This is a genomic window from Flavobacterium sp. Root901, from assembly GCF_001429765.1.
Classification (GTDB): Bacteria; Bacteroidota; Bacteroidia; order Flavobacteriales; family Flavobacteriaceae; genus Flavobacterium.
The window spans coordinates 439,571-460,392 of the sequence record NZ_LMJB01000006.1 but is presented as its reverse complement, the minus strand read 5'-3'; the positions used below and the strand labels follow the sequence as shown (position 1 = coordinate 460,392).

At 34.9% G+C, this 20,822-nt stretch carries 21 protein-coding genes; 7 read left to right on the top strand and 14 right to left on the bottom strand.

Annotated elements, in window-relative coordinates; genetic code table 11:
* Positions 1-32: 32 nt before the first annotated feature.
* Positions 33-413 (bottom strand): DUF6660 family protein, encoded by a 381-nt coding sequence (locus tag ASE21_RS11465; RefSeq protein WP_242410259.1) that lies wholly within the window; start codon positions 411-413, stop codon positions 33-35.
* A 198-nt stretch (positions 414-611) separates the two neighbouring features.
* Here ASE21_RS11465 and ASE21_RS11460 point away from each other — a divergent pair, with 198 nt between their 5' ends.
* Together ASE21_RS11460 and ASE21_RS11455 are read left to right on the top strand one after the other, a co-directional pair.
* Positions 612-1,733 (top strand): hypothetical protein, encoded by a 1,122-nt coding sequence (locus ASE21_RS11460; RefSeq protein WP_057122806.1) that lies wholly within the window; start codon positions 612-614, stop codon positions 1,731-1,733.
* Between the two features lie 10 nt (positions 1,734-1,743).
* Positions 1,744-2,517, top strand: a complete 774-nt coding sequence (locus ASE21_RS11455) for a porin family protein (protein ID WP_057122805.1) — start codon at positions 1,744-1,746, stop codon at positions 2,515-2,517.
* Here the strand turns inward: ASE21_RS11455 and ASE21_RS11450 are convergent.
* From ASE21_RS11450 to ASE21_RS11430, 5 genes are all read right to left on the bottom strand, one after another.
* Positions 2,514-3,104, bottom strand: a complete 591-nt coding sequence (locus tag ASE21_RS11450; protein ID WP_057122804.1) for a chemotaxis protein CheB — start codon at positions 3,102-3,104, stop codon at positions 2,514-2,516. The two genes, ASE21_RS11455 and ASE21_RS11450, sit on opposite strands and share 4 nt — an antisense overlap.
* A complete protein-coding gene (locus ASE21_RS11445) occupies positions 3,086-3,895 on the bottom strand; it encodes a CheR family methyltransferase (protein ID WP_057122803.1) in 810 nt (269 codons plus the stop codon). Before ASE21_RS11445 ends, ASE21_RS11450 begins: the two co-directional genes overlap by 19 nt.
* A gap of 7 nt (positions 3,896-3,902) precedes the next feature.
* Entirely contained in the window at positions 3,903-4,268 is a 366-nt protein-coding gene (locus ASE21_RS11440) for a response regulator (protein ID WP_057122802.1), read from the bottom strand.
* A 65-nt stretch (positions 4,269-4,333) separates the two neighbouring features.
* Complete coding sequence (locus tag ASE21_RS11435) at positions 4,334-7,906, bottom strand: response regulator (RefSeq protein WP_057122801.1); 3,573 nt, start codon at positions 7,904-7,906, stop codon at positions 4,334-4,336.
* Between the two features lie 15 nt (positions 7,907-7,921).
* Positions 7,922-9,136: a response regulator gene (locus ASE21_RS11430; RefSeq protein WP_057122800.1), complete on the bottom strand. Its 1,215-nt coding sequence runs from the start codon at positions 9,134-9,136 to the stop codon at positions 7,922-7,924.
* Between the two features lie 374 nt (positions 9,137-9,510).
* Between ASE21_RS11430 and ASE21_RS11425 the strand changes: the two genes are divergently transcribed.
* Together ASE21_RS11425 and ASE21_RS11420 are read left to right on the top strand one after the other, a co-directional pair.
* On the top strand, positions 9,511-10,359 hold the full coding sequence (locus ASE21_RS11425) for an SDR family oxidoreductase (protein ID WP_057122799.1): 849 nt from the start codon (positions 9,511-9,513) through the stop codon (positions 10,357-10,359).
* Between the two features lie 45 nt (positions 10,360-10,404).
* Positions 10,405-10,665, top strand: a complete 261-nt coding sequence (locus tag ASE21_RS11420) for a SemiSWEET family sugar transporter (RefSeq protein ID WP_057122798.1) — start codon at positions 10,405-10,407, stop codon at positions 10,663-10,665.
* Between the two features lie 113 nt (positions 10,666-10,778).
* Here the strand turns inward: ASE21_RS11420 and ASE21_RS11415 are convergent, their stop codons facing one another.
* Together ASE21_RS11415 and ASE21_RS11410 are read right to left on the bottom strand one after the other, a co-directional pair.
* Positions 10,779-11,573 (bottom strand): hypothetical protein, encoded by a 795-nt coding sequence (locus tag ASE21_RS11415; RefSeq protein ID WP_057122797.1) that lies wholly within the window; start codon positions 11,571-11,573, stop codon positions 10,779-10,781.
* Positions 11,574-11,881: 308 nt separating this feature from the next.
* The gene (locus ASE21_RS11410; RefSeq protein ID WP_057122796.1) at positions 11,882-12,220 is read right to left on the bottom strand and encodes a hypothetical protein; all 339 of its coding nucleotides are present in this window, start codon (positions 12,218-12,220) and stop codon (positions 11,882-11,884) included.
* 223 nt (positions 12,221-12,443) lie between these two features.
* On the opposite strand from ASE21_RS11410, the gene ASE21_RS11405 reads away from it, so the two are divergent.
* Positions 12,444-15,650: a PAS domain-containing protein gene (locus ASE21_RS11405; protein ID WP_057122795.1), complete on the top strand. Its 3,207-nt coding sequence runs from the start codon at positions 12,444-12,446 to the stop codon at positions 15,648-15,650.
* A gap of 40 nt (positions 15,651-15,690) precedes the next feature.
* On the opposite strand, the gene ASE21_RS11400 is transcribed toward ASE21_RS11405, so the two are convergent.
* Complete coding sequence (locus ASE21_RS11400; RefSeq protein ID WP_057122794.1) at positions 15,691-16,122, bottom strand: response regulator; 432 nt, start codon at positions 16,120-16,122, stop codon at positions 15,691-15,693.
* 213 nt (positions 16,123-16,335) lie between these two features.
* Between ASE21_RS11400 and ASE21_RS11395 the strand changes: the two genes are divergently transcribed.
* Entirely contained in the window at positions 16,336-16,836 is a 501-nt protein-coding gene (locus ASE21_RS11395) for a pyridoxamine 5'-phosphate oxidase family protein (protein ID WP_057122793.1), read from the top strand.
* Between the two features lie 144 nt (positions 16,837-16,980).
* Here the strand turns inward: ASE21_RS11395 and ASE21_RS11390 are convergent, their stop codons facing one another.
* The 3 genes from ASE21_RS11390 to ASE21_RS11380 form a co-directional block, all read right to left on the bottom strand.
* The gene (locus tag ASE21_RS11390; protein WP_057122792.1) at positions 16,981-17,691 is read right to left on the bottom strand and encodes a DUF72 domain-containing protein; all 711 of its coding nucleotides are present in this window, start codon (positions 17,689-17,691) and stop codon (positions 16,981-16,983) included.
* Positions 17,688-18,419, bottom strand: a complete 732-nt coding sequence (locus ASE21_RS11385; protein ID WP_057122791.1) for a DNA-formamidopyrimidine glycosylase family protein — start codon at positions 18,417-18,419, stop codon at positions 17,688-17,690. Before ASE21_RS11385 ends, ASE21_RS11390 begins: the two co-directional genes overlap by 4 nt.
* A 75-nt stretch (positions 18,420-18,494) precedes the next feature.
* The gene (locus ASE21_RS11380; RefSeq protein ID WP_057122790.1) at positions 18,495-19,067 is read right to left on the bottom strand and encodes a ferritin-like domain-containing protein; all 573 of its coding nucleotides are present in this window, start codon (positions 19,065-19,067) and stop codon (positions 18,495-18,497) included.
* Positions 19,068-19,255: 188 nt separating this feature from the next.
* On the opposite strand from ASE21_RS11380, the gene ASE21_RS11375 reads away from it, so the two are divergent.
* Entirely contained in the window at positions 19,256-19,825 is a 570-nt protein-coding gene (locus ASE21_RS11375; RefSeq protein WP_057122789.1) for a hypothetical protein, read from the top strand.
* A 66-nt stretch (positions 19,826-19,891) separates the two neighbouring features.
* Here ASE21_RS11375 and ASE21_RS11370 read toward each other — a convergent pair whose 3' ends face one another.
* A complete protein-coding gene (locus tag ASE21_RS11370; protein ID WP_057122788.1) occupies positions 19,892-20,539 on the bottom strand; it encodes a DUF5661 family protein in 648 nt (215 codons plus the stop codon).
* An 88-nt stretch (positions 20,540-20,627) separates the two neighbouring features.
* The gene (locus tag ASE21_RS21585) at positions 20,628-20,789 is read right to left on the bottom strand and encodes a DUF1328 family protein (protein WP_035644678.1); all 162 of its coding nucleotides are present in this window, start codon (positions 20,787-20,789) and stop codon (positions 20,628-20,630) included.
* Positions 20,790-20,822 lie beyond the last annotated feature (33 nt).

Genomic DNA, 20,822 nt, shown 5'->3' with positions numbered 1-20,822 from the left:
ATCCGATTCTGATAATTATCGGATTGAAATCATTATATTATTTGAGGCGGCTGCCAGATACTTCCGTAGAAATTGGAAGTAAACACTGAATTATAACTTGGTAAAGGAATTGAAATTTTAGTATAGGCTGCAGGAAATTCATAAGCTGCAGAGATCTGGTAACTTAAAACTTGTGCACCGCAGCAGTTACAAGCGCAAAACGGCGAACACAAATCATTGTCTTTGTCATGCGAATGATTTGTTTCTGATGAATACTGGGCTGTTTTATGCATAGCGCTATTGACTTCCATATCTGCACAGGGCATATTTGAAAGTGCCATCAGGTAAATTGACAAGATTATAGCGATCCATTTCATGACTGTAAAAATAATACTTTTATTTTTTCTTTTAAAAAAATATTGTAACACACTCATTTTAAATGCTTTTATCCAAAAATAAATTAAAACAAAAGAAATTTTTAGTTAACTTTAACACTAATTAACGTATAATATATCCCTCTCCTTCCTTTTTTTATACTCCGCTAAGAACAAAAAACAAGCCGAAATTCTCCCAATAAATTAGTGCATATCTATTTCAAGCAGTTTTATTTTAATCAATTAATACTCAAATCTATGAAATGTAAAAAACTAATATCAGCCTTTTTTTTATTATTTAGTATTCCGTTTTTCGCACAGGTTTATACTGATAAAATTGTTGGGCAAAAAAATCAGCAGTTAAAAGACAGCCTCAAAGTCGTAGAATATTCATATGCACTTCCTATTTGGGGAGAAAAAGTTGCCCAGAAAGGATATAAACTTCCTTATTCAGCGGGATTATCTGTAAATTACTTTTGGCAGGATTCTGAAATTACTATCAATACGCTGGAAGTTGGTTTTAATAATGGCCCCATGTACAACTTAGATGAAATTGTTCGTTTTGACAAATCTTCTGTTGAAGCCGGTGCGCTTACTATTCGTCCAGACATCTGGCTTCTTCCCTTTTTGAATATTTACGGAGTCTTTGGAAAAGCCAATACTTCGACCAAAATCAATGCCGGAATATGGATTCCGGATGCCGATAATAATTGGTCGCAGGCAGCATCATTCAGCACCAAGGCAAATTTTAATGCCACCACTTTTGGTTTTGGTATGACACCAACAATTGGAATTGGCGGAGGCTGGCTCGCACTCGATATGAATATGGCCTGGACGGATATCAGCTCACTCGACAAACCTGCATTTTCTTATGTTTTTGGTCCCAGACTGGGCAAAACTTTTAAGTTTAATAAAACAGATCAAAATATAGCATTTTGGGTGGGCGGATTCAGAGTTCATATTTCTGGTGATACAAATGGAAACATTCCGCTTTCGGATATTTTTGATCTGACTACAGCACAAAGCAAAGTAGATTCAGGTCTCGCAAAAGTATCTGAAAATCAGGAAAAAGTAGATACATGGTGGAACAGTTTAACTCCGGCCCAGCAAAATAATCCTGTAAATGTGACAAAGCATAATACAGCCAACCGCGCACTGGAAAGAGCCGGAACTTTTTTAACCACTTTAGACGGCGCTTTGAGTACGGCAGATCAGTCTACAATTCAGTATTCTTTGCAAAAAGCGCCAAAAGATATGTGGAATTTCATTGTGGGATCTCAATTTCAGTACAACAAACATATTATGTTTAGAGTTGAAGCTGGTTTTCTGGGAAGCCGTACACAGTTTTTAGGCGGACTTCAATATCGTTTTGGATTGTAAACCTCGTTATATGAAAAAAGTCTTTCTACTATTTGCCGTATTTTTTTGTGTTCAGCAGGTGAAATCTCAGGTTTTGATTTCTTTGATTTTTGGAGACAAACTCAATTCCCCATTTTTAGAATTTGGTCTGGAAGGCGGTATTAATCTTTCTGATATTTCGAACATGGAAAGTTCAGGAACTAATCCCGGTTTTAATCTTGGTTTTTATTTTGATATGCGGTCAAGGAAAAATCCGTCCTGGATGATCAATACCGGAGTAATTGTAAAATCGCCAATGGGTGCACGCCATATTCCGATGTATTCTTTAGAAGATGAAAATCTGGATAACACTTTTGCGGGCGGAACTGTCGACCGCGAGATCCGGTATTTTAATGTTCCCATTTTAATTAAATATCAGTTTAAGAACAGGATTTTTCTTAAAGCAGGACCCCAGCTTGGACTTTTAGCTTCGGCATTTGATCAGTTTAAAAATGAGGTTAAGGATAATGATGTTGTTTATAAAAAGAAAATAAAAGATCAAATACATGTTATAGATGCCGGTATTGCTTTTGGAACCGGATATCATATGAATGTTGGCAGCGGATTAAATATTACGATTCAGTATTATTACGGTTTGGTTCCTGTTATGAAAGGTGACGGACCCAATGTGTACAACAGATCTTTATATTTTACGGCCGGAATCCCGATTGGTAAAGGAAAAGCTGCACAGCGCCGTGCCGAAGAAGATGCTGAAATGAATAAGGTTATCCTTCCGGAAGAGGAAGCTCCAAAACCTAAAAACTAAATCGAAGTATTTATTGAATTCAGTAATACTAATATTTCTTCATTGTCTAAGACATAGTCCGGTTTTGTAAACAAGATGGCATTGTTGGGCATAAAAGGCATATCTGCCGAAAGCGGATTTTGAACTACAATTGTTCCACCTGCAGCCTGAATGGCTTTTAAACCTTCTGTTCCATCAGAATTTGATCCGGAAAATAAAATACCGACTAATGAAGTTCCGTAAACTTCTGCTGCAGATTCAAAAGAAACATCAATACTTGGACGGCTGTAATTAATTTTCTCTGAAATATCCAGCGCCAGTGTGTCGTCTTTTTCAAATAATAAATGGTAATTTGAAGGTGCAACATATACAAAACCGGGTTTAAGAACGGTTTTATCTTCTATAGCTTTTACCGGAATGGCTGACTTTAAAGTAATCAGTTCTTCTAACGTCTGATCATCTGTGCTTTTGCGGTGTACAACTATAACAATCGCAAAATTATGTAAATGTATTAATCCCGGTAAAATCTGCATTAAAGCATTTAAGCTCCCTGCAGATCCTCCTATCATAACTAATCTGCAGTTTGATATTATCTTATTTTTCTCCATATTTTCTCTTTTTCATACTGTTTGTATTTCCCCGGAGAAATTGAATATTTTATAGTTTCTTTTGTACCTAATGCCAAAAAACCTAAAACAGCTAAACTTTCATCAAATAAATTAATAACCCTTTTTTGAAGTTGATTGTCAAAATAAATTAAAACATTGCGGCACAAAATCATATCAAATTCATTAAATGATGTATCTGAAACTAAATTATGCTGTGAATATACCATTTTTTGAGACAGCTCTTCGTTGAACTTCGCAATACCGTAATTGGCAGTATAGTAACTGGAAAAATCTTCCTGTCCGCCTGCATCACGATAGTTTTGCGAGTATTCTTTCATCATTCTCAACGGAAAAATTCCTTTTTTGGCTGTTTCTAAAACTGTGGCATTAATATCTGTTGCATAAATTAAAGATTTATGCAAAAGGCCTGCTTCTTTAAGCATAATGGCCATTGAATATACTTCTTCGCCTGTAGAACAGCCTGCATGCCATAACCTGATAAACGGTTTTGTTCCCAGTAATGGCAGAATTTCATTTCGCAAAATGCTGTAAAAAGACGGATCGCGAAACATTTCGGTAACATTTACCGTAATTTCGTCGACCATTCTTTTATAGTATTCAGCATCAGTACGAACTCTCGAAAGAAATTCATGAAAATGGGTAAATCCATCTAACTGATATACTCTATAAACACGTCTTTTTAGCGATGCTCTCGAATAACTGCTGAAATCAAAACCATAATATTCATAAACCTCATTGATAAGTGTTTCCAGTTCAATATCCTCAATCATAATTCATTCAAATTTTGCTTAAAATAAGCAGTAACTTATCAACATCTACCGGTTTTGAAATATAATCATCTGCTCCTGCTTCTAAACATTTCTCCCTATCGCCTGTCATGGCCTGCGCCGTTATAGCGATGACAAAAAGTGATTTTCTTGAAGGAATCGCTTTTATAAGCGGAATTGCATCGTATCCATCCATTTCGGGCATCATCATGTCCAGTAAAACTGCGTCGATCTTTTCGTCTGACTTTAATAACTTTAAAGCTTCTTCGGCACTTGTACAAGACAAACAATCGTATGATTTGACACGCAATGTATGTTCTAATGCGAAAATATTCCTGGAATCGTCATCTACAATTAAAAGTCGTTTCTTACTCATTTAATTTTATTTTATCAGATCTGACTATCATAAAATGGTCAAAATCTTCGTTGAAATCTTTTATTTTAAACCTTATCGTAAAGCCAAACACGCAGTAAGGATAACAGCTGGTCAACATCTACCGGTTTTGTAATATAATCTGAAGCTCCCGCCTTAATGCATTTTTCCCTGTCGCCTGTCATTGCTTTTGCTGTTACGGCGATTACCGGTAAATTTAAAAACTTAGAATTGGCACGTATCTTTTCGGCTGTTTCATAACCGTCCATATGCGGCATCATCATATCCAGCAAGACAATATCTGTATCCGGATTTTCTTCTAAAACCTTAATAGCATCATTTCCGTCAAAAGCTGTAACGATCGTCATTTTAAACACTTCCAAAGCTTTTGTCAGCGAATAAATGTTACGAACATCATCATCTACAATCAGTACTTTTTTGTCGTGCAGAATATTGTTCAGTAAATTTAGTTTTTTGTGTCCTTCTTTTGTGTCTTTTCCTTCCTTTCTGTCTTCTACTAAATGCAGGAATAAAGAAACTTCATCTAACATTCTTTGGTAAGAATGGGCCGTTTTTACAATAATAGAATCGGCATATTTCTTAATTTTCACTTCTTCCTTAATCGACAAACTTTTTCCTGTAAAAACAATTACCGGAAGTTTTCCTAAACCTGGATTTTTCTTTACACCATCCAGAATTTGATACGCCTGTTTGTCCGGAATTCCCATATCGAGAATAACACAGTCAACTTCTGACTTGTTTAAAGCCTGAATTCCTTCAGAAACTTCACTTTTTATTTCAGAATTAATATTATAAGTTTCTAAGAAAAAAGCCAGCGCCTTTGCATGTTTTGGATTATCCTCTATAATTAAAACTTTTTGTGCTTCTTTATTAATGATGTGTTCGATTCTCAAAAATACATCCGGAATTTTTTCAAAAGCAACCGGTTTATCTAAGAAATCGACAGCTCCCTTTAATAAACTTTCCTGTTTCAATTTATGCGATGACATAATGTGCACCGGAATATGTTTTGTTTCGGCATGATTTTTTAATTCTTCCAAAACTTCCCAGCCGCTCTTCACCGGAAGTTCAATATCCAGCAGAACTCCAACCGGTTTATACAGAAGTGTAAAGTTCAAGGCATAATCACCGCGTACGGAAACAATTCCTTTATATCCTTTATTTCTTGTAAATGCTAAAAGTGATTTTGCAAAATTAAGGTCGTCTTCGACAATCAAAATTACTTTATCTCCTTCTTTAATAGTATCTCTGTCATCATCAATTTCATCCGGAATGGTCGGGCTGATGTATTTTTTTACCGGTGCATCAGGATCTTTTTCGGTTTCTAATTCAACAAAATCTGTTGGTGGAATTTTATCCACATTTACTTTATTAAGCGCAGATCCGTATATCGGCAGACAAAGTGTAAAAGTACTGCCTTCATTAACTTTGCTGTGCAGGATAATCTCTCCTTTAAGTAATTTTGCCAGTTCCCTGCTGATAGAAAGTCCCAAACCTGTTCCTCCGTATTTACGTTTTGTAGAACCATCAGCTTGCTGGAATGCCTCAAAAATAAGCGGCTGTTTTTCTAACGGAATTCCAATTCCGGTATCTTTTACTATAAAGCAGATAATTTTATCATCGTCTGTATTGATTTTGATTTCGAGCGTAACTTTTCCTTTTTCTGTAAATTTAATAGCATTAGAAATCAGGTTTTTCAAAATTTGCTCTAAACGCATTTTATCGGTTTTGATAACAATTGGAGCATCTTTGGCAATAATTTCAAATTCAATTCCTTTTTCTTTTGCCACCAGATTAAACAGATTCCAAAGTGTGTTGGTAATCTCTTTTGTTGAAATATCCAAAAATTCAAGCTCCATTTTTCCGGCTTCAATTTTAGATAAATCCAGAATTTCATCAATTAACCCTAATAAACTATTTCCTGAACTTTGAATAACTTTCGCAAACTCGACTTCTTCATTGTTCATGCTTTTATTATTATTTTCAGATAATAATCGGCTTAAAAGAAGAATAGAATTAAGAGGTGTTCTTAATTCATGCGACATATTGGCCAGGAACTCCGATTTGTAACGGGTTGTCAATTCAAGAGCTTCCGATTTTTTCTGAATTTCATTGTTTTTTTCTTCCAGTAAAACACTTCTTTCAGAAAGTTCTTCATTGGTTTGTTCCAATTCTTCCTGCTGTACCCTTAATTCTTCTTCAGAAGCCTGTAGTTTTTCAGTCTGCGCTTCCAATTCTGCATTAATGGCTTCAAGTTCGCTGTGCTGTGTCTGAAGCTCTTCAGACTGAGATTTCGTTTCTTCTAATAATTCTAAAACTCTTTTACGGTTTTGAGTCGATTTGATCGCAATACCGATATTATTGGAAACTGATTTTAAAAACTCCAGATGCAATTCAGAAAAGCCATAAATACTAGCTAATTCTACTGCACCTTCTACTTTTGTATCCAGTAACGGAACTGCTACAATATGAGTTGGTTTGATTTGGCCTAACGCATAATTGATCTGGATATCATCCGGAGATAATGTTTTTAATTCTAATATTTTTCCGGAAGCAATTGCCTGACCAATCAAGCCTTCGCCTTTCTGGATTCGTTCGCGGTTTTTACTTGGTATATAACTGTATCCTCCGGAAGAAATAAGTTCATTATCTTCTATAACATACAAAACCCCTGCATTACTGTTGGTATACTGGCATAAAAACTCGATAACATCTTTTGAAAGTTTGTTGAGCGATTTATCCCCAAGCATTACATTATTTAATTCGGCAATACCGGTTTGAAGCCATTCTTTCTGCGAAAGCAGTTCAAAAGAGCTTTTAAGAGAAATTCCCATACTGTTTAGCGATTCTCCAACACTTCCAAGAGCATCTGCTTTTGTATCGTCTACGCGAATGTCATAATTTCCGTTAGATATATTACTTGCAATTGAACTTATTACTTCAATTCTCTGGGCCGTTTCAATATCTTTTTTCTCCAGTTCGCGCTGCAATGCAGAACGTTCGTTGTAATCTTTCAGGATTCTCAATAAGAAAACTATCGAAATTATAAAAGCAATGAAAAACGCAACAATAATTAAAACTAAACTATAAGTACCGTAACGGTCTGAATTGCCGTTGCGCTCCGCCAGAAGATTTTGCTCTGTAGTCTCGATTTTTTTAATAAGTGCACGTAATTCCGTCATCATCGCACGCCCTTCGTTTAAGTCGAATATAAGCGCATCTTTTCCAAGACGTTTTTTTACAATTTGATTATTTAAGTACTTAAAAAAGCCGGAACGTTTTGTTTTTAATTCTGAAAGCTGCCTTTGCTGAGAAGCATTATCTATTGTTAATTCTTCTACTTTTTCAAAAAAACTGTTCGATTTTGCTTCTGAGTCATTGTACCGTTCTATAAACTGATCATCTCCCGTTATCAAGTAACCACGCATGCTGGTTTGTGCTTCTGTAATAAGCGATGCGCCTTCATTTAAATTGTAAATAACTTCCTGGGTATGATTTACCCACGAATTACTTTTTAATAAACTTTTGATGCTTATAAACGAAGCAACAGAACTAATAGTCAGTACCAGTAATGAAACTAATGAACTAATTAGCAGATTTCTTTTAAAGTTACCATTCATGTTTTTAGATTGTATTTATTCGTATTTTAAGGGAAGAATAATAATAAAGCTTGCGCCTTTGCCTACCTGGCTTTTTGCGGTAATTAACCCGTTGTGTTTTTCTATGATTTTTTTAGCGATTGCCAGACCAATTCCCGTTCCTTCGTAAGACTGACGGTCATTTAAACTCTGGAAAATAATAAAGATCCGGTCCAGATAAACTTCATCAAAACCAATTCCGTTATCTTTTACAATAATTCTGCAGTATTTCCCTTCCGGGGAAGTTGGACTGTCAAATGATTTATCGACAATGAGTTCTGAAATGATTTCGATTACAGGAGGTTCGTTTGTGCCTGAAAATTTAAGGGCATTTCCAATCAGATTCTGGAATACCTGCCTCAGCTGACTCGGAATACTGTCGATTGTAGGAAGTTCTGTTGTTTTTACAATGGCATTTTTTCTTTCAATTAAATAATCAAAATCAGAAAGTACTTCCTGCAAAACAACATTTAAGTCTGTAACTTCAGGTTTAACCTGAGCTGATAATCTGGAATAAGCAAGAAGATCCGTAATCAGTGTCTGCATTCTTTCTGCCGACTTTATCGTTCTGTCAACATAATCAATGCCTTTTTCATCTTCTTTTAAATAATGCTCTTTGATTATTTTGATAAAAATCTGGATTTTCCGTATCGGCTCGTTCAAATCGTGCGAAACTACCCAGGCAAATTGCTGTAGTTCGTGATTTTTCATCTCTAATTCTTCGTTTTTCAGAACCAGTTCTTTGGTTCTTTCCGCGATTTTAATTTCGAGATTGTCCTGTGCTTCTTTTCTAATTTTAATTTCCTGGGAAAGAAGATCTTTTATTCCTTTTAATTCGTTTTGCTGTTCGTAAATTTTAATGAAGGTTTTTACCTTAAGCATCAGCAAATCAGTATCAACCGGTTTGGTAATATATTCTACGGCGCCGGTTTCGTAGCCTTTAAAAATATATTTCTTTTCAATATTTAAAGCAGAAAGGAAAATTACCGGAATATCTTTAGTTCTTTTATTTCCAGAAAGGATTTTAACTACTTCAAAGCCGTCAAGTCCAGGCATTTGAACGTCCATAATAATAAGACAGTAATTGGTTTTTAATATCTTTTTAAGCGCTTCTTCGCCTGACTCGGCTGTATCTACATCAATATTGTGCAATTCTAATGTTTTCTTTAAGGCAATAATATTTGCCTTGATATCATCTACAATTAATACCATACTGTAGTGGGGAATAAAGCGTTAAAGAATTAAAAAAATATTTGAAAAACTCATTTTCAGGCCTATCATTTTGTACATCTGATACTATACAAAAGGCAGTCAAAACTTCCAAATTTAAAAATTAAAAGAAGAATCGACTTTTATTCAAAAGTAAAATCGTTACATAATTCCCATGTTAAAAATTAACTTCTACTAAATCAATGATTCATATTTTGAATAAAAATTTCCTAAATGTTAAAAAACCAGAAAAACTATAGCTATTTTCTTTCTTTTTAATTTATTTAAACTTTTTTGAGGTAATCTTAAATTTATTACAGCCGGCATTTTATCTCCAATTGGGTTAATTTTAATAATGAAGATTAAAACCACATACCATGAAAAAGCCGAAAAAATTCCCTGAACAAAAACAGGAACTTCCGGGACATGAATATAAAATGAATCCAGAACCGGAAATTATTAGAGAAAATTATACAGGAAGCGGAAAACTTTTAGGTAAAACCGCATTTATAACAGGCGGCGACAGCGGAATTGGCAGAAGTGCTGCTGTACATTTTGCCCGTGAGGGCGCCAATATTGCGATTGTCTATTTTAAAGAAGACAAGGACGCAAAAGAAACTAAGGAAATGATTGAGAAAGAAGGCCAGCAGTGCCTGCTCATAAGCGGTGACTTAAAGGATGAAAAATTCTGTAAGGCGGCCATCAAAAAATGTATTGCAGCTTTTAAAACCATCAATGTTTTGGTAAACAATGCCGCTATCCAGTTTCCGGAAACCGAATTGGAAAAAATTACTTCGGCTCAGTTGCACAAAACGTTTGAAACCAATATTTACCCGTATTTCTACATTACAAAAGCGGCGCTTCCGTATTTAAAAGAAGGTGATTCTATTATCAATACAAGTTCTGTAACTGCTTATCGCGGAAGTGAACATTTAATCGATTATTCGAGCACAAAAGGCGCTATTGTTAGTTTTACCAGATCATTGTCGACTATACTGGCCAAAAGAAAAATCAGGGTAAACGGCGTTGCTCCGGGACCAATCTGGACACCTTTGATTGTGGCGACTTTTGACAAGATTTCAGATTTTGGAAAAGACAACCCAATGGAAAGAGCCGGACAGCCATCAGAAGTTGGACCTGCGTACGTTTTTTTAGCGTGCGAAGACAGCAGTTATATTACAGGTCAATTTATTCATATCAATGGAGGTGAATTAATTGGCGGATAAAAAAAATTAGCATCAAAACATCATAAACTTAGCATCTTAAAAAAAATGAACTACATAGACATCATAGGATTATTTGCAGGAGCCTGCGTTACGTTATCGACAATTCCACAGATTATGAAAGTCTGGAAAACCAGGAAAGTAAAAGATATTTCGCTAAAAACTTTCAGCATCCTGACTTTTGGAATCGCAGTCTGGGTTATTTATGGAATTTTAAAAGAAGACCTTCCTATCATCATTACCAACAGTGTTTCTTTATGCTTAAATCTTACTATGGTTTATTTTATAATTTATTATGAGAAGGAGTAATTTTTTAAGTTGCTGAGATTCTAAGATACTAAGCTAATGAGCTAAAATAAAAAAACAGCTTCTATAAGAAAAGCTGTTTTTTTCGTAATAGTAGTGTTAATATATAATGCTTGTCAGCTAGCTAATTTTTGATTGTATGGTTTAAGTGAGAAATGATATTTTGTTCTAAAAAGTCTTGCTGCCGCAAGCATTTCAGAGAAATTCATAGTTGAAATTCGTTTAATTTCATTTATTGGTTTCATAGCAAGATTAACAACAGGATCAAATGTTCTCAGGTAATTAAAGCTGTGCTGCTCTACTTCTATTTGTATAATATTTCTTAAAATACTTTTTTTAAGAAGCGTACCCACAATCCCTTTTTGCGGAACTGTTTTAAACTCTTGTATCTTTTCCAATATTCTTGGATTTGCTTTTCCAACATACATGTAATTGCCTGAATAGTTCGTAAAACGCTGTTTTACCTGCGAAACTAATTCGGTATTTTTATATTCTGAAGTCGGCATTGCCAATAAACTAAACTGAATGCGTTTATGACTTTCAAAATATAAAACACTGTTGATTACTGAAGAATTACTCAAAACAGCTGACTGATTTTTGCTCAACACTTTTCTTTCTCCATTTGCGCCAAAACTATGGCTGATATTTCCGTTTTCGCAATAAGCAAAAAAGACCGGTGCTGTTTTAAATGACTCGATACTAAGGCTGACCTCCTGATGAAACTCAAGATCAAAATGCATAAATAAAACTTTGTCGTCAAATTTGGTTCCTTTTATAGAACCTTTTGTCCATTTTGATTTTATTTCCAAATTATATTCATCGTCGTTAGAAGTAAGCTCACCGCTAAAACTATCTTTTAAGTCGTTAAAAACGGCATCAAATCCTCCAGTATTTATGTAAAGTTTTTTCATTTGCTTTGGTTTATTAGAAAAGTAGTTTGTATTTAATTGGTACAAAAACAACTTTTAGTTTTTTACTCATTTTCTATAACCCAAATTTCGTACTAATTGCAAATCAAAATCTTATACAATTACCATCAGAAATTTCATAATTTTTAGTTTCGTGTTTTGAAAGGCTTTAAGGATTAAAAGGTCAAATTTTGATGTTTTTTGAGGTACAAAGGAAAACCTTTACCTCTTTAAAAAGAAAAAACAGCTGCTCCAGAATAAATCTGGAACAACTGCTCCTCAGCAAAATAAAAATACTTATCTATTTTATTTTATGTAAGTTCACTGATATCAGCATTTTTTGAATAATTATTTTTCGGTATATCCTTAAAAAATTCTGCTTCTTCCAAATCAGCTGTCGGGCCATATCCTAATAAATAGGTTCCCTTTTCCTGATCTTTTGTTTCGATAATATATAAAATTGACATATCATCCGGATCGCTCATGCCTTCATAACGATGATGCGCTACAATATAGATTTCATCCGGCTGGTAAGCATATTTAGTTTCTGAATCAATCAGGCATCCATTTTCGAATAAATAATTCTTTGTATAGCCCTGGTCCTGATATTTTTTTATATAGTCGGTTTCGTGTTTTTGCTCTTTTTTCATGATTTCACTGATTTAGATTAGTTGATAATCTTTGTTAATTCAAATTTCACCATTAATATCAATGAAAATTAACTCTATTAATTTTAATGTTAGCTCATTCAAAAAAGGAAAAAAAAATCAAAAATTATTTTTATAATTTTAAAACTTAAAGCAAACAGACTTAGAAAATGCTATATTTATTTAGTTAAAATTTATTGTTTCAAACAAACAAAACATTTTATTAATGAACAATACAAATCAGGATTTCCTGGCAAAAGGAGGCGAAATGGGCGAATTAATACGCGCCAAAGACTGGAGTACAACTCCTGTAGGGTCTGTTGACACATGGCCGCAGAGTCTTCGTACTACTTTGGGAATCCTTTTAAATTCAAAATTCCCAATGTTTTTGTTTTGGGGACCTGAACATGTTTGTTTTTACAATGATGCTTATCGCCCAAGCCTTGGAAATGATGGAAAACATCCTGGGATTTTAGGACATAAAGGTGCTGAATTCTGGCCGGAAATCTGGGATTTCATTGGTCCTCTTATTAATCAGGTTATGACAGAAGGCGAAGCCACATGGCACGAAGACTTACTGCTGCCTATTTACAGAAACGGAAAAATGGAAGATGTGTACTGGACTTTCAGCTACAGTCCCGTAACTAATGATGACGACCAGATTGCCGGTGTCCTGGTGATCTGCAATGAAACGACCGATAAAGTAAATATTAGGAAAAAACTGGAAGAAAGCAACGAAAGATTCAGAAATAATATTCTGCAGGCACCAAATGCAATGTGCATTTTGAGAGGAAGTGACTTTGTGGTAGAAATTGCAAATGACTCCATGCTCGAAATTTGGGAACGCAAGGAACACGAAGTGCTCCATAAACCTATTTTTCAATCGCTTCCGGAGGCTTCTGGTCAGGGCTTAGAAGAGATTTTGTTGAATGTTTATACAACCGGAAAAAGATTTACTGCCAACGAACTGCCCGTAAAACTTACCAGAAAAGGCAAAATCGTAAATACTTTTATAAATGTTACTTATGAGGCTTTCAAAGAGCCGGACGGAACAATTTCCGGTATTGTAGCTATTGCAAACGATGTTACGCTTCAGGTAATAGCGCGCACTGCGATTGAAGAAAGCGAAAAACGTTTTAAAAATATTGTCAGGCAGGTGCCGCTTGGAATTGCGATTCTGAAAGGGTCAGATCTGAAGGTCGAAATGGTTAATGAAACATACTTGCAAATTGTAGATAAAACCGAAGAACAAACGCTTCACAAATCGGTTTTTGAATATTTGCCTGAAGCCAGAGAAACGGTTGAGCCGCTGCTTCTTCAGGTGTATGAAAACGGAGTTCCTTATTTTTCAAACGAACTTCCGGTTACCTTAAACCGATATGGAAAACAGGAAGATTGCTATTTCAATTTGGTTTTTCACCCGTTACGAGAAGAAAATAATATTGTAACCGGCGTAATTGTCGTAGGTTATGAAGTGACCGAAGCCGTAAAAACAAGATATTATCTGGCTGAAAGTGAAAAAGCTTTTAGAAATCTTGTCATGCAGTCGCCAATTGCCATGACTATTTTTAAAGGAAAAGATTATATTATTGAACTGGCCAATACCAGTATGCAGAAAGATATATGGCAGAAGGAACTCAGTGAAACTATTGGAAAACCCGCTTTTGAAGTATTTCCTGAGCTTTTGGATCAAAAATATGCGAAATTGCTTGATGATGTATTATACAATGGGAAAACTATTCGTGAAAGTGAATCTATTGCTTATATTAAAATTAAGGGAAAATTAGAAAAGTTTTATTTCGATTTCCAGTTTACTCCTTTGTATGAGAAAAATGGCGAAATTTCGTCGGTTATGATTACCATAAGCAATGTTACGGAGAAAGTTGATGCCCGTAAAAAAGTGGAGGATGCTGAGGAAAGAGCACGTCTGGCTTCTGAAATTGCCGAAATTGTAACCTGGGATCTTAATATTCCAACGCAGGAATTAATTTATTCTGATAATCTGCCAGCGCTTTTCGGCCTTCCAAAAAACATAAAAATCTCGCGTCCGCAAGTGCTGTCACGAATTGTACCTGATGATTTTGATACCATTTTAAAAGCTTATCAGACTGCTTTAAAAACGAATATTTACAAATATGAAGCGCGCATTATAAAACCGGACGACAGTATTGCATGGATTCGGGTGCACGGAAAAATATTTTTTGACGAATTAAAAAATCCTGTCAAAATGCTGGGAACTGTAATGGATATTACAGATGAAAAAAACAGACAGGATATTTTAATGAAAAGCGAAAAAAAATTCCGCGTCCTGGCAGACTCAATGCCGCAGTTTGTGTGGACCAGCGATGCTATGGGAAACCTGGATTATTTCAATCAGTCTCTTTATGATTACTGCGGCATTACAAAAGCCGATGTTGATCAAAACGGATGGCTGCAGGTAATACACCCTGATGACCGCGAAGAGAATATTAACAGCTGGATGCAAGCCGTAAAAACCGGAAATGAGTTTTTATTTGAGCACCGTTTCCTCCGCCATGATGGTGAATACCGCTGGCAGTTCAGCCGTGCAATTCCGCAGCGTGATCCTGAAGGAAAGATTCAAATGTGGGTAGGTACAAGTTCTGATATTCAGGATCAAAAGAATTTCACAAACCAGTTAGAGAAGCAAGTTCATGACCGCACGGAAGAACTGGAACTTAAAAACCGCGACCTGATTAATATGAATATTGAGCTGCAGTCTTTTGCTTATATTTCGAGTCATGATTTACAGGAACCACTTCGTAAAATTCAGACCTTTGCGAGTCGTTTAGCAGAGCTGGACGAGCAGAATATTTCATCAAAAGCAAAATCATATTTAGAAAGAATTGAGGTTTCTGCCAAAAGAATGCAGACTCTTATTCAGGATCTTCTAACCTATTCCAGAACAAATTCTGCCGAAAGGATTTTTGTAAAAACCAATTTAGACGAAATTGTAGAAGAAGTTTTAATGGATTTTTCTGAGCGTATTGAAGAAAAGCATGCTGTTATTGAACTTCATCCTTTGGGAGAAGGAATCGTAATGCCGTTTCAGTTTAGACAGCTGCTTCATAATCTGATTGGAAATGCATTAAAGTTTACCCGCAAAGATATTCCGCCGCATATCAAGATTAAAGCACGGCGCGTAATCGGAAAAAAACTTAATTTTAAAGTCAATTATCCGGAAAAAATATACTTCTGTTTAAGCATTTCTGATAATGGAATTGGTTTTGAAGATGAGTACAACGAACGAATTTTTGAAGTTTTCCAGAGGTTAAACACAGAAAGCGAATTCTCCGGAACTGGTATTGGCCTGGCAATCGTTAAAAAAATTGTTGAAAACCACAAAGGGGTTATAAAAGCAAAAAGTAAAAAAGACGAAGGCGCAACTTTTAAGATTTTCCTTCCCGAGTTATAAAAAAAACACCAGACTCATTTAAGTCCGGTGCTTTATTTTATTAGAGTTTGTATACAAAACTTTTTCTGTCAGGAACAAACTCTTTCCAGTTTATGGTCAGCGAATGTTCAATCGATTTTATAATATCTTTCATCAATACAGGTTTGGTAATGAAATAATTCGCTCCCAGTGCCATACACTTTTCAATAATGCTCGGTTCATTTGACGTAGAAAAAATAATTACTGGAATATCGCTTTTTTCTTTAGAACCTTTTAGTTCGTTTAAAACATCAAAACCATTTTTTCCAGGCATATTTAAATCTAAAAAAATTACGTTTGGGGTTGGCGGAGGATTATTAACAGCATTTAAGAGCTTTTCTCCTCCTGAGTAAGTCTGCAGATTAACTTTTAATGATAATGCCTCTACAGCGTCTGTAAATATGCTTAAATCGTCTTCATCATCATCTGTGTAGAATATTGTCCACTCCTTCATACGTTTTTTTTGGATAAATCTGTTTGTTCAAAGATAGTTTAAATTAAATGAATTTTGACGATTTGTTTAAAAATTCTCACAATTGTGTTAATTGAAATAAAATAATTTAAAAGCATAATTCTGTAAGTCATTTTGAAGGCAAAAATCTCAATTTTGTTATACAAGTGGTAATCACTTTCAAATCAAAATATTAAATATAAAAATTATAAAGCCATGGGAGATCATAAAGACCTTACAGACGTATTAGCTGCTGACAAAATCAAAGAATTAGCAGAAAACATAAAAACATGCATGTTTTGCACTTACAACAGCGACAGACTTCAGTCACGCCCAATGTCTGTTCAAAAAGTAGACGATTTAGGACGACTTTGGTTCTTATCGGATCGAAACAGCAGTCAGAATGCTGAAATTACACTGAATCCGCAGGTAGAATTATTTTTTTCTGAACCGCATGATAAATTCCTGACCCTGCACGGGACAGCCACTATTTCTTACGACAGGGAAACGATTAAAGAATTATACGATCCTATTGTAAAAGTATGGATGCCGGGCGGAGAAGACGATCCAAATTTGAGCGTTATTACCGTAACTCCTGAAGACGGATATTACTGGAACAACAAACACGGCAAAATGGTTGCCATTGCAAAAATGACGGCTGCTTATGTAACAGGTAAAGTTATGGATGATGGTATTGAAGGGAATTTGAAACTTTAAAATTACCCTCATTTTATATTATTTCAGCTGAAACGAGAAACCGCACTAGTATATCAAAAGATTGGAAACTTCTTTAAAGATTTACTAGTGCGGTTTCTCGTTTTAGTACAAACGACAAAATTTTATCTTAAAAATTGTATTCAGCTAAATGAGCTTTTTCAATTCCAAAGCATTTAGAATTCCTGCTTCGCTTGCTGTGTTATTAAAATACACAAATCCTGATTTTAAATTAGTTGCCTCTTTTATCTGAAGTAATTCTTCAGGTGAATAACTAGAGTAAAACATATTTGGAACTCCGTGGAGACGAATATAAATTAGGGGAAAATCTTTAAAAATTGTTTGCGGAAGCTGCGGATGACTCACACTGCAAAATGTAATGTTATTTTCCATAAAAGCGTCCCAAACTTCCTGATTCCACCAGGATACATGGCGAAATTCAACTACATTTTTAAATTTTAAATCCAAACTGCCTATTATTTGTTTCAATCTTTCGGAGGTAAAAGAATAACTCGGCGGGAATTGAAATAACACGCAGGCTAGTTTTTCATTTAAACCCATTTCGCAGATAGTATAAAATTCTGAAAGCAGGTTTTCGCAGTCTGAAAATCTTTTAATATGGGTAATTTCTTTTGGTGCTTTTACAGAAAAAAGAAAGTTTTCCGGTGCCTTATTGTACCAGTTTGTAAAGATTCTAAGGGTTGGAAACTTATAAAAGCTTCCGTTGAACTCATACGTGCTAAAGTACTGGCAATAAAACTCAAACCATTGCGAGTATGTCAGATTGTCAGGGTAGAATATTCCCTTCCAGTAGCGATTATTATAACTTGAACATCCTATTAAAATTTCATCTTTCATTTGTGAAGCTGTTGACAGTTAGTACAGAAAAAACTTCGGCGGTTTTTCTTCCCTGTTGGTTCTTTTATCATCGGCAGATTACATCTTTTGCATTCCTTTTTTGAATAAGCAAGCCAATGTTTTTTAAGTTCAAATTTCTTTTTCCAGTACAAAAATTCAAAACTGTAAATAGAACATTCGGCAATAATTTCATCAATTTTTTCCGGCGGAATTTTTCCCACCAATGATTCCGGATGAATATAACATCGGTATAAAACTTCATTTTTAATGATATTCCCTACTCCTGAAAATATATTTTGGTCCAAAACTGCATCACAGATCATTTCATCCGGAATTTTATCCAGACTTACTTTTGCCTTTTTAGGATTCCAGTTTTCATTTAAAACATCTTCGCTCCAGTCATAATATTGCTTTATAGAACCTTCTAAAATCTTTACAGAACAAGTATAAAAGTTAATTTCACCATTGGAAAATCCTAAATGCAACCTTGGTGCAGTTTCTTTTTTTTCGTTGATTCTGTAAGTTCCAAACATCATTAAATGGATTTTTACCGTAAAATCTTCAAAACAAATTAAAAAATGCTTTCCCCAGGTTTTAAAAGACAAAATTGTTTTATCTCTCAAACGTTCCAGATCAATACTGGAGTTCCCGGAAACATCAATTACTTTTTTTCCCGCAAAATGCTGGACTTCTTCTTTTAAAATTAATATAGACGGACCTTCGGGCATAACTTTTCTTTTAAATTTTTAATGAAAAAAAGTGCAGTCTTTAAGAACTGCACTTTTTTTTTGATATTTTAAATCTTATTCTGCTTCAGCAGCTTCAAGATTAACAGCGTTTACAGCTACTTCTGTGAGTAATTTGTCTGCACCTTTTTCTTCGTCAAGTGTCTCCTCCAATAAAGCTGCCGCTTCTTCATATCCTAAAGTTTCAGCAAATTGTCTCAGAGTTCCGTAAGTCGCAATTTCATAGTGTTCGATTTTCTGACTCGCAGCGATGATTCCCGCGTCACGAACAACACCAATTTCAGTTTCTTCAAGAATTCCTTTTCCTTCTTCGATTAAACCTTCCATAGCATCGCATTTTTTTGCGGTTGCTTTTTTACCAATAAGGTCAAAAACTTTTTCCAGGCGTGATACATGTTCTTCAGTTTCAACTAAATGGTTGTTAATAGCATCGATTAATTCTGCTGAAGTGGCGTTTTTAGCCATTGTCGGTAATGCTTTTGTCAAGGCTTTCTCTGCCCAGTAAATATCTTTAAGACTATCTTCAAATAACTCTGATAATCCTGCCGCAGCATTAGATTTTGGTTTTGTCACTCCTCTTTTTACAGTTTCTTTTGATTTTGTCTCCTTCGTACTATTTGTAGTTTTCATGGTAATAATTTTTATGATTAATATTTCATAAAATTACTTTTCCTGATCCCAAGAGAGGTTATAAGATTTAGCGTTTAAATTTCATTCTAAACATCTGTTAATTATACAATTAGATTAAGTAATTCTATAAGAAAATCTTTCGGTTTCAGAATTAGATTTGTATATGTAAAATATTTAAAACAGACATTATGGACACCACAGATAACAGAAATGGCGCTTTTCCGAAAGATCCGGGAAGCCCATCTTCAGACAGAAATACGGTTATGAACGAGGAACTTTATGATTTAAATACCAGAGAAACTCAAAGCAGCCGCGCAGAAGACGCAGAACGCGGTTATACGGTTCGAAATGGCCATAACCCGGACATACCTAATCCAGACGAGAGATCGGGCGTTTACGACGACGATTTGGATGATTTAGATGATGATTTTCACAAAGACAGAGATCTGGAAAGCAGCAACGATGACATTTACGAAGTTGTTTTAGAAGAAGATGATGCCCGCGATGAAGATTACGACGACGATGACGATGAATATATCGAAGAAGATTTAGACGATAATGTGGATTTGGATGAAGATCTTGAAAATGATGAATTCGATAATCCGTCTGATACTTTTGAAAACGACTTTAGTGAGACGGAAGATGATCTTGAAGACATCGACGATGAAGAAGACGAAGAAGATGTAGACAACAATTATATCGAAGATGATGTTCAGGAAGATGACGATTACAACGAAGAAGATAAAAGAAGATTATAATTTTTTATAAGCCAAAATAAAAAGGGCGTTAAGTAAAAACTTAACGCCCTTTTTATGTGATTTATACTAGTCGCCTATTTTTTCCAAAGCCGGAATATCATCCATTTTTTGAAGACGTTCTACAAGTCCTTCCTTAGCTTCTGCTAATTCTTTTTCGGCTTTGCCTAATTCTTCGTACCATTTCTCTTTTTCAAATTCTGAACTTTCAATTTTACGCATTATTTCATAAATTTCGCCTTCGGCTTCCATTACTTTTAAGCGTTTATAATAAGTTAAACTTTCGGTCATGTGAGCCAGCGCAATCATGGCAGTCAGAAAAGGGTGGTTGTTTGTTACATTAACATCTCTGATTTTTCCGTGCTCCAGTTCTACTTTTAAGGCAAAAGCAAATTCTTCCATATTAAAATCGGCATATTTGCTTTCCGGATTCAGATAAGCTTTAATCGCTTCAACATTATCCATTGTCGAAAGATCAACCTCTGTATCTGTGGTTTCCAATAAATCTTTATACACCACATTTGCTATAGCTCTGGCCTCTCCCACTGTAGGATCGTTATCGGGATTTTCAAAATCTCTTGTCGACCAATCCCAGTTTTCAGGATGTACAGGCTTAATGTATTTTTCGCAAAAATCTGTTACATCGTTTTTCAAACTCACCATTTCGTCCTGCCTTTTAATATAAACGTCCTGATAAGCACCGCTTTTAGTTCCCATAGTTTTTATTGTTTTAAAAAGTAAACGACACATTTACCGAAATATATGTGTCGTTTTTAATTTGTTATTATTTTACTGAATTCCAGTGTTAAACACTTCTTCTTCCGCTTATTAGCGAAATAATAAATAACACTAAGAAAATAAAAAATAAAATTTTTGCTATACTAGCGGCTCCGGCAGCAATTCCGCCAAAACCAAATATCCCCGCAATGATTGCCAGAATAATAAATATGACTGTCCAACGTAACATAATAATTGATTTTTAGTTAATACTGATTTTTGT

Bases quoted from the DNA above. Each gene is read 5' to 3' on its own strand.
- ASE21_RS11465 (WP_242410259.1), bottom strand. From the start codon at position 413: ATGAGTGTGTTACAATATTTTTTTAAAAGAAAAAATAAAAGTATTATT.
- ASE21_RS11460 (WP_057122806.1), top strand. From the start codon at position 612: ATGAAATGTAAAAAACTAATATCAGCCTTTTTTTTATTATTTAGTATT.
- ASE21_RS11455 (WP_057122805.1), top strand. From the start codon at position 1,744: ATGAAAAAAGTCTTTCTACTATTTGCCGTATTTTTTTGTGTTCAGCAG.
- ASE21_RS11450 (WP_057122804.1), bottom strand. From the start codon at position 3,104: ATGGAGAAAAATAAGATAATATCAAACTGCAGATTAGTTATGATAGGA.
- ASE21_RS11445 (WP_057122803.1), bottom strand. From the start codon at position 3,895: ATGATTGAGGATATTGAACTGGAAACACTTATCAATGAGGTTTATGAA.
- ASE21_RS11440 (WP_057122802.1), bottom strand. From the start codon at position 4,268: ATGAGTAAGAAACGACTTTTAATTGTAGATGACGATTCCAGGAATATT.
- ASE21_RS11435 (WP_057122801.1), bottom strand. From the start codon at position 7,906: ATGAATGGTAACTTTAAAAGAAATCTGCTAATTAGTTCATTAGTTTCA.
- ASE21_RS11430 (WP_057122800.1), bottom strand. From the start codon at position 9,136: ATGGTATTAATTGTAGATGATATCAAGGCAAATATTATTGCCTTAAAG.
- ASE21_RS11425 (WP_057122799.1), top strand. From the start codon at position 9,511: ATGAAAAAGCCGAAAAAATTCCCTGAACAAAAACAGGAACTTCCGGGA.
- ASE21_RS11420 (WP_057122798.1), top strand. From the start codon at position 10,405: ATGAACTACATAGACATCATAGGATTATTTGCAGGAGCCTGCGTTACG.
- ASE21_RS11415 (WP_057122797.1), bottom strand. From the start codon at position 11,573: ATGAAAAAACTTTACATAAATACTGGAGGATTTGATGCCGTTTTTAAC.
- ASE21_RS11410 (WP_057122796.1), bottom strand. From the start codon at position 12,220: ATGAAAAAAGAGCAAAAACACGAAACCGACTATATAAAAAAATATCAG.
- ASE21_RS11405 (WP_057122795.1), top strand. From the start codon at position 12,444: ATGAACAATACAAATCAGGATTTCCTGGCAAAAGGAGGCGAAATGGGC.
- ASE21_RS11400 (WP_057122794.1), bottom strand. From the start codon at position 16,122: ATGAAGGAGTGGACAATATTCTACACAGATGATGATGAAGACGATTTA.
- ASE21_RS11395 (WP_057122793.1), top strand. From the start codon at position 16,336: ATGGGAGATCATAAAGACCTTACAGACGTATTAGCTGCTGACAAAATC.
- ASE21_RS11390 (WP_057122792.1), bottom strand. From the start codon at position 17,691: ATGAAAGATGAAATTTTAATAGGATGTTCAAGTTATAATAATCGCTAC.
- ASE21_RS11385 (WP_057122791.1), bottom strand. From the start codon at position 18,419: ATGCCCGAAGGTCCGTCTATATTAATTTTAAAAGAAGAAGTCCAGCAT.
- ASE21_RS11380 (WP_057122790.1), bottom strand. From the start codon at position 19,067: ATGAAAACTACAAATAGTACGAAGGAGACAAAATCAAAAGAAACTGTA.
- ASE21_RS11375 (WP_057122789.1), top strand. From the start codon at position 19,256: ATGGACACCACAGATAACAGAAATGGCGCTTTTCCGAAAGATCCGGGA.
- ASE21_RS11370 (WP_057122788.1), bottom strand. From the start codon at position 20,539: ATGGGAACTAAAAGCGGTGCTTATCAGGACGTTTATATTAAAAGGCAG.
- ASE21_RS21585 (WP_035644678.1), bottom strand. From the start codon at position 20,789: ATGTTACGTTGGACAGTCATATTTATTATTCTGGCAATCATTGCGGGG.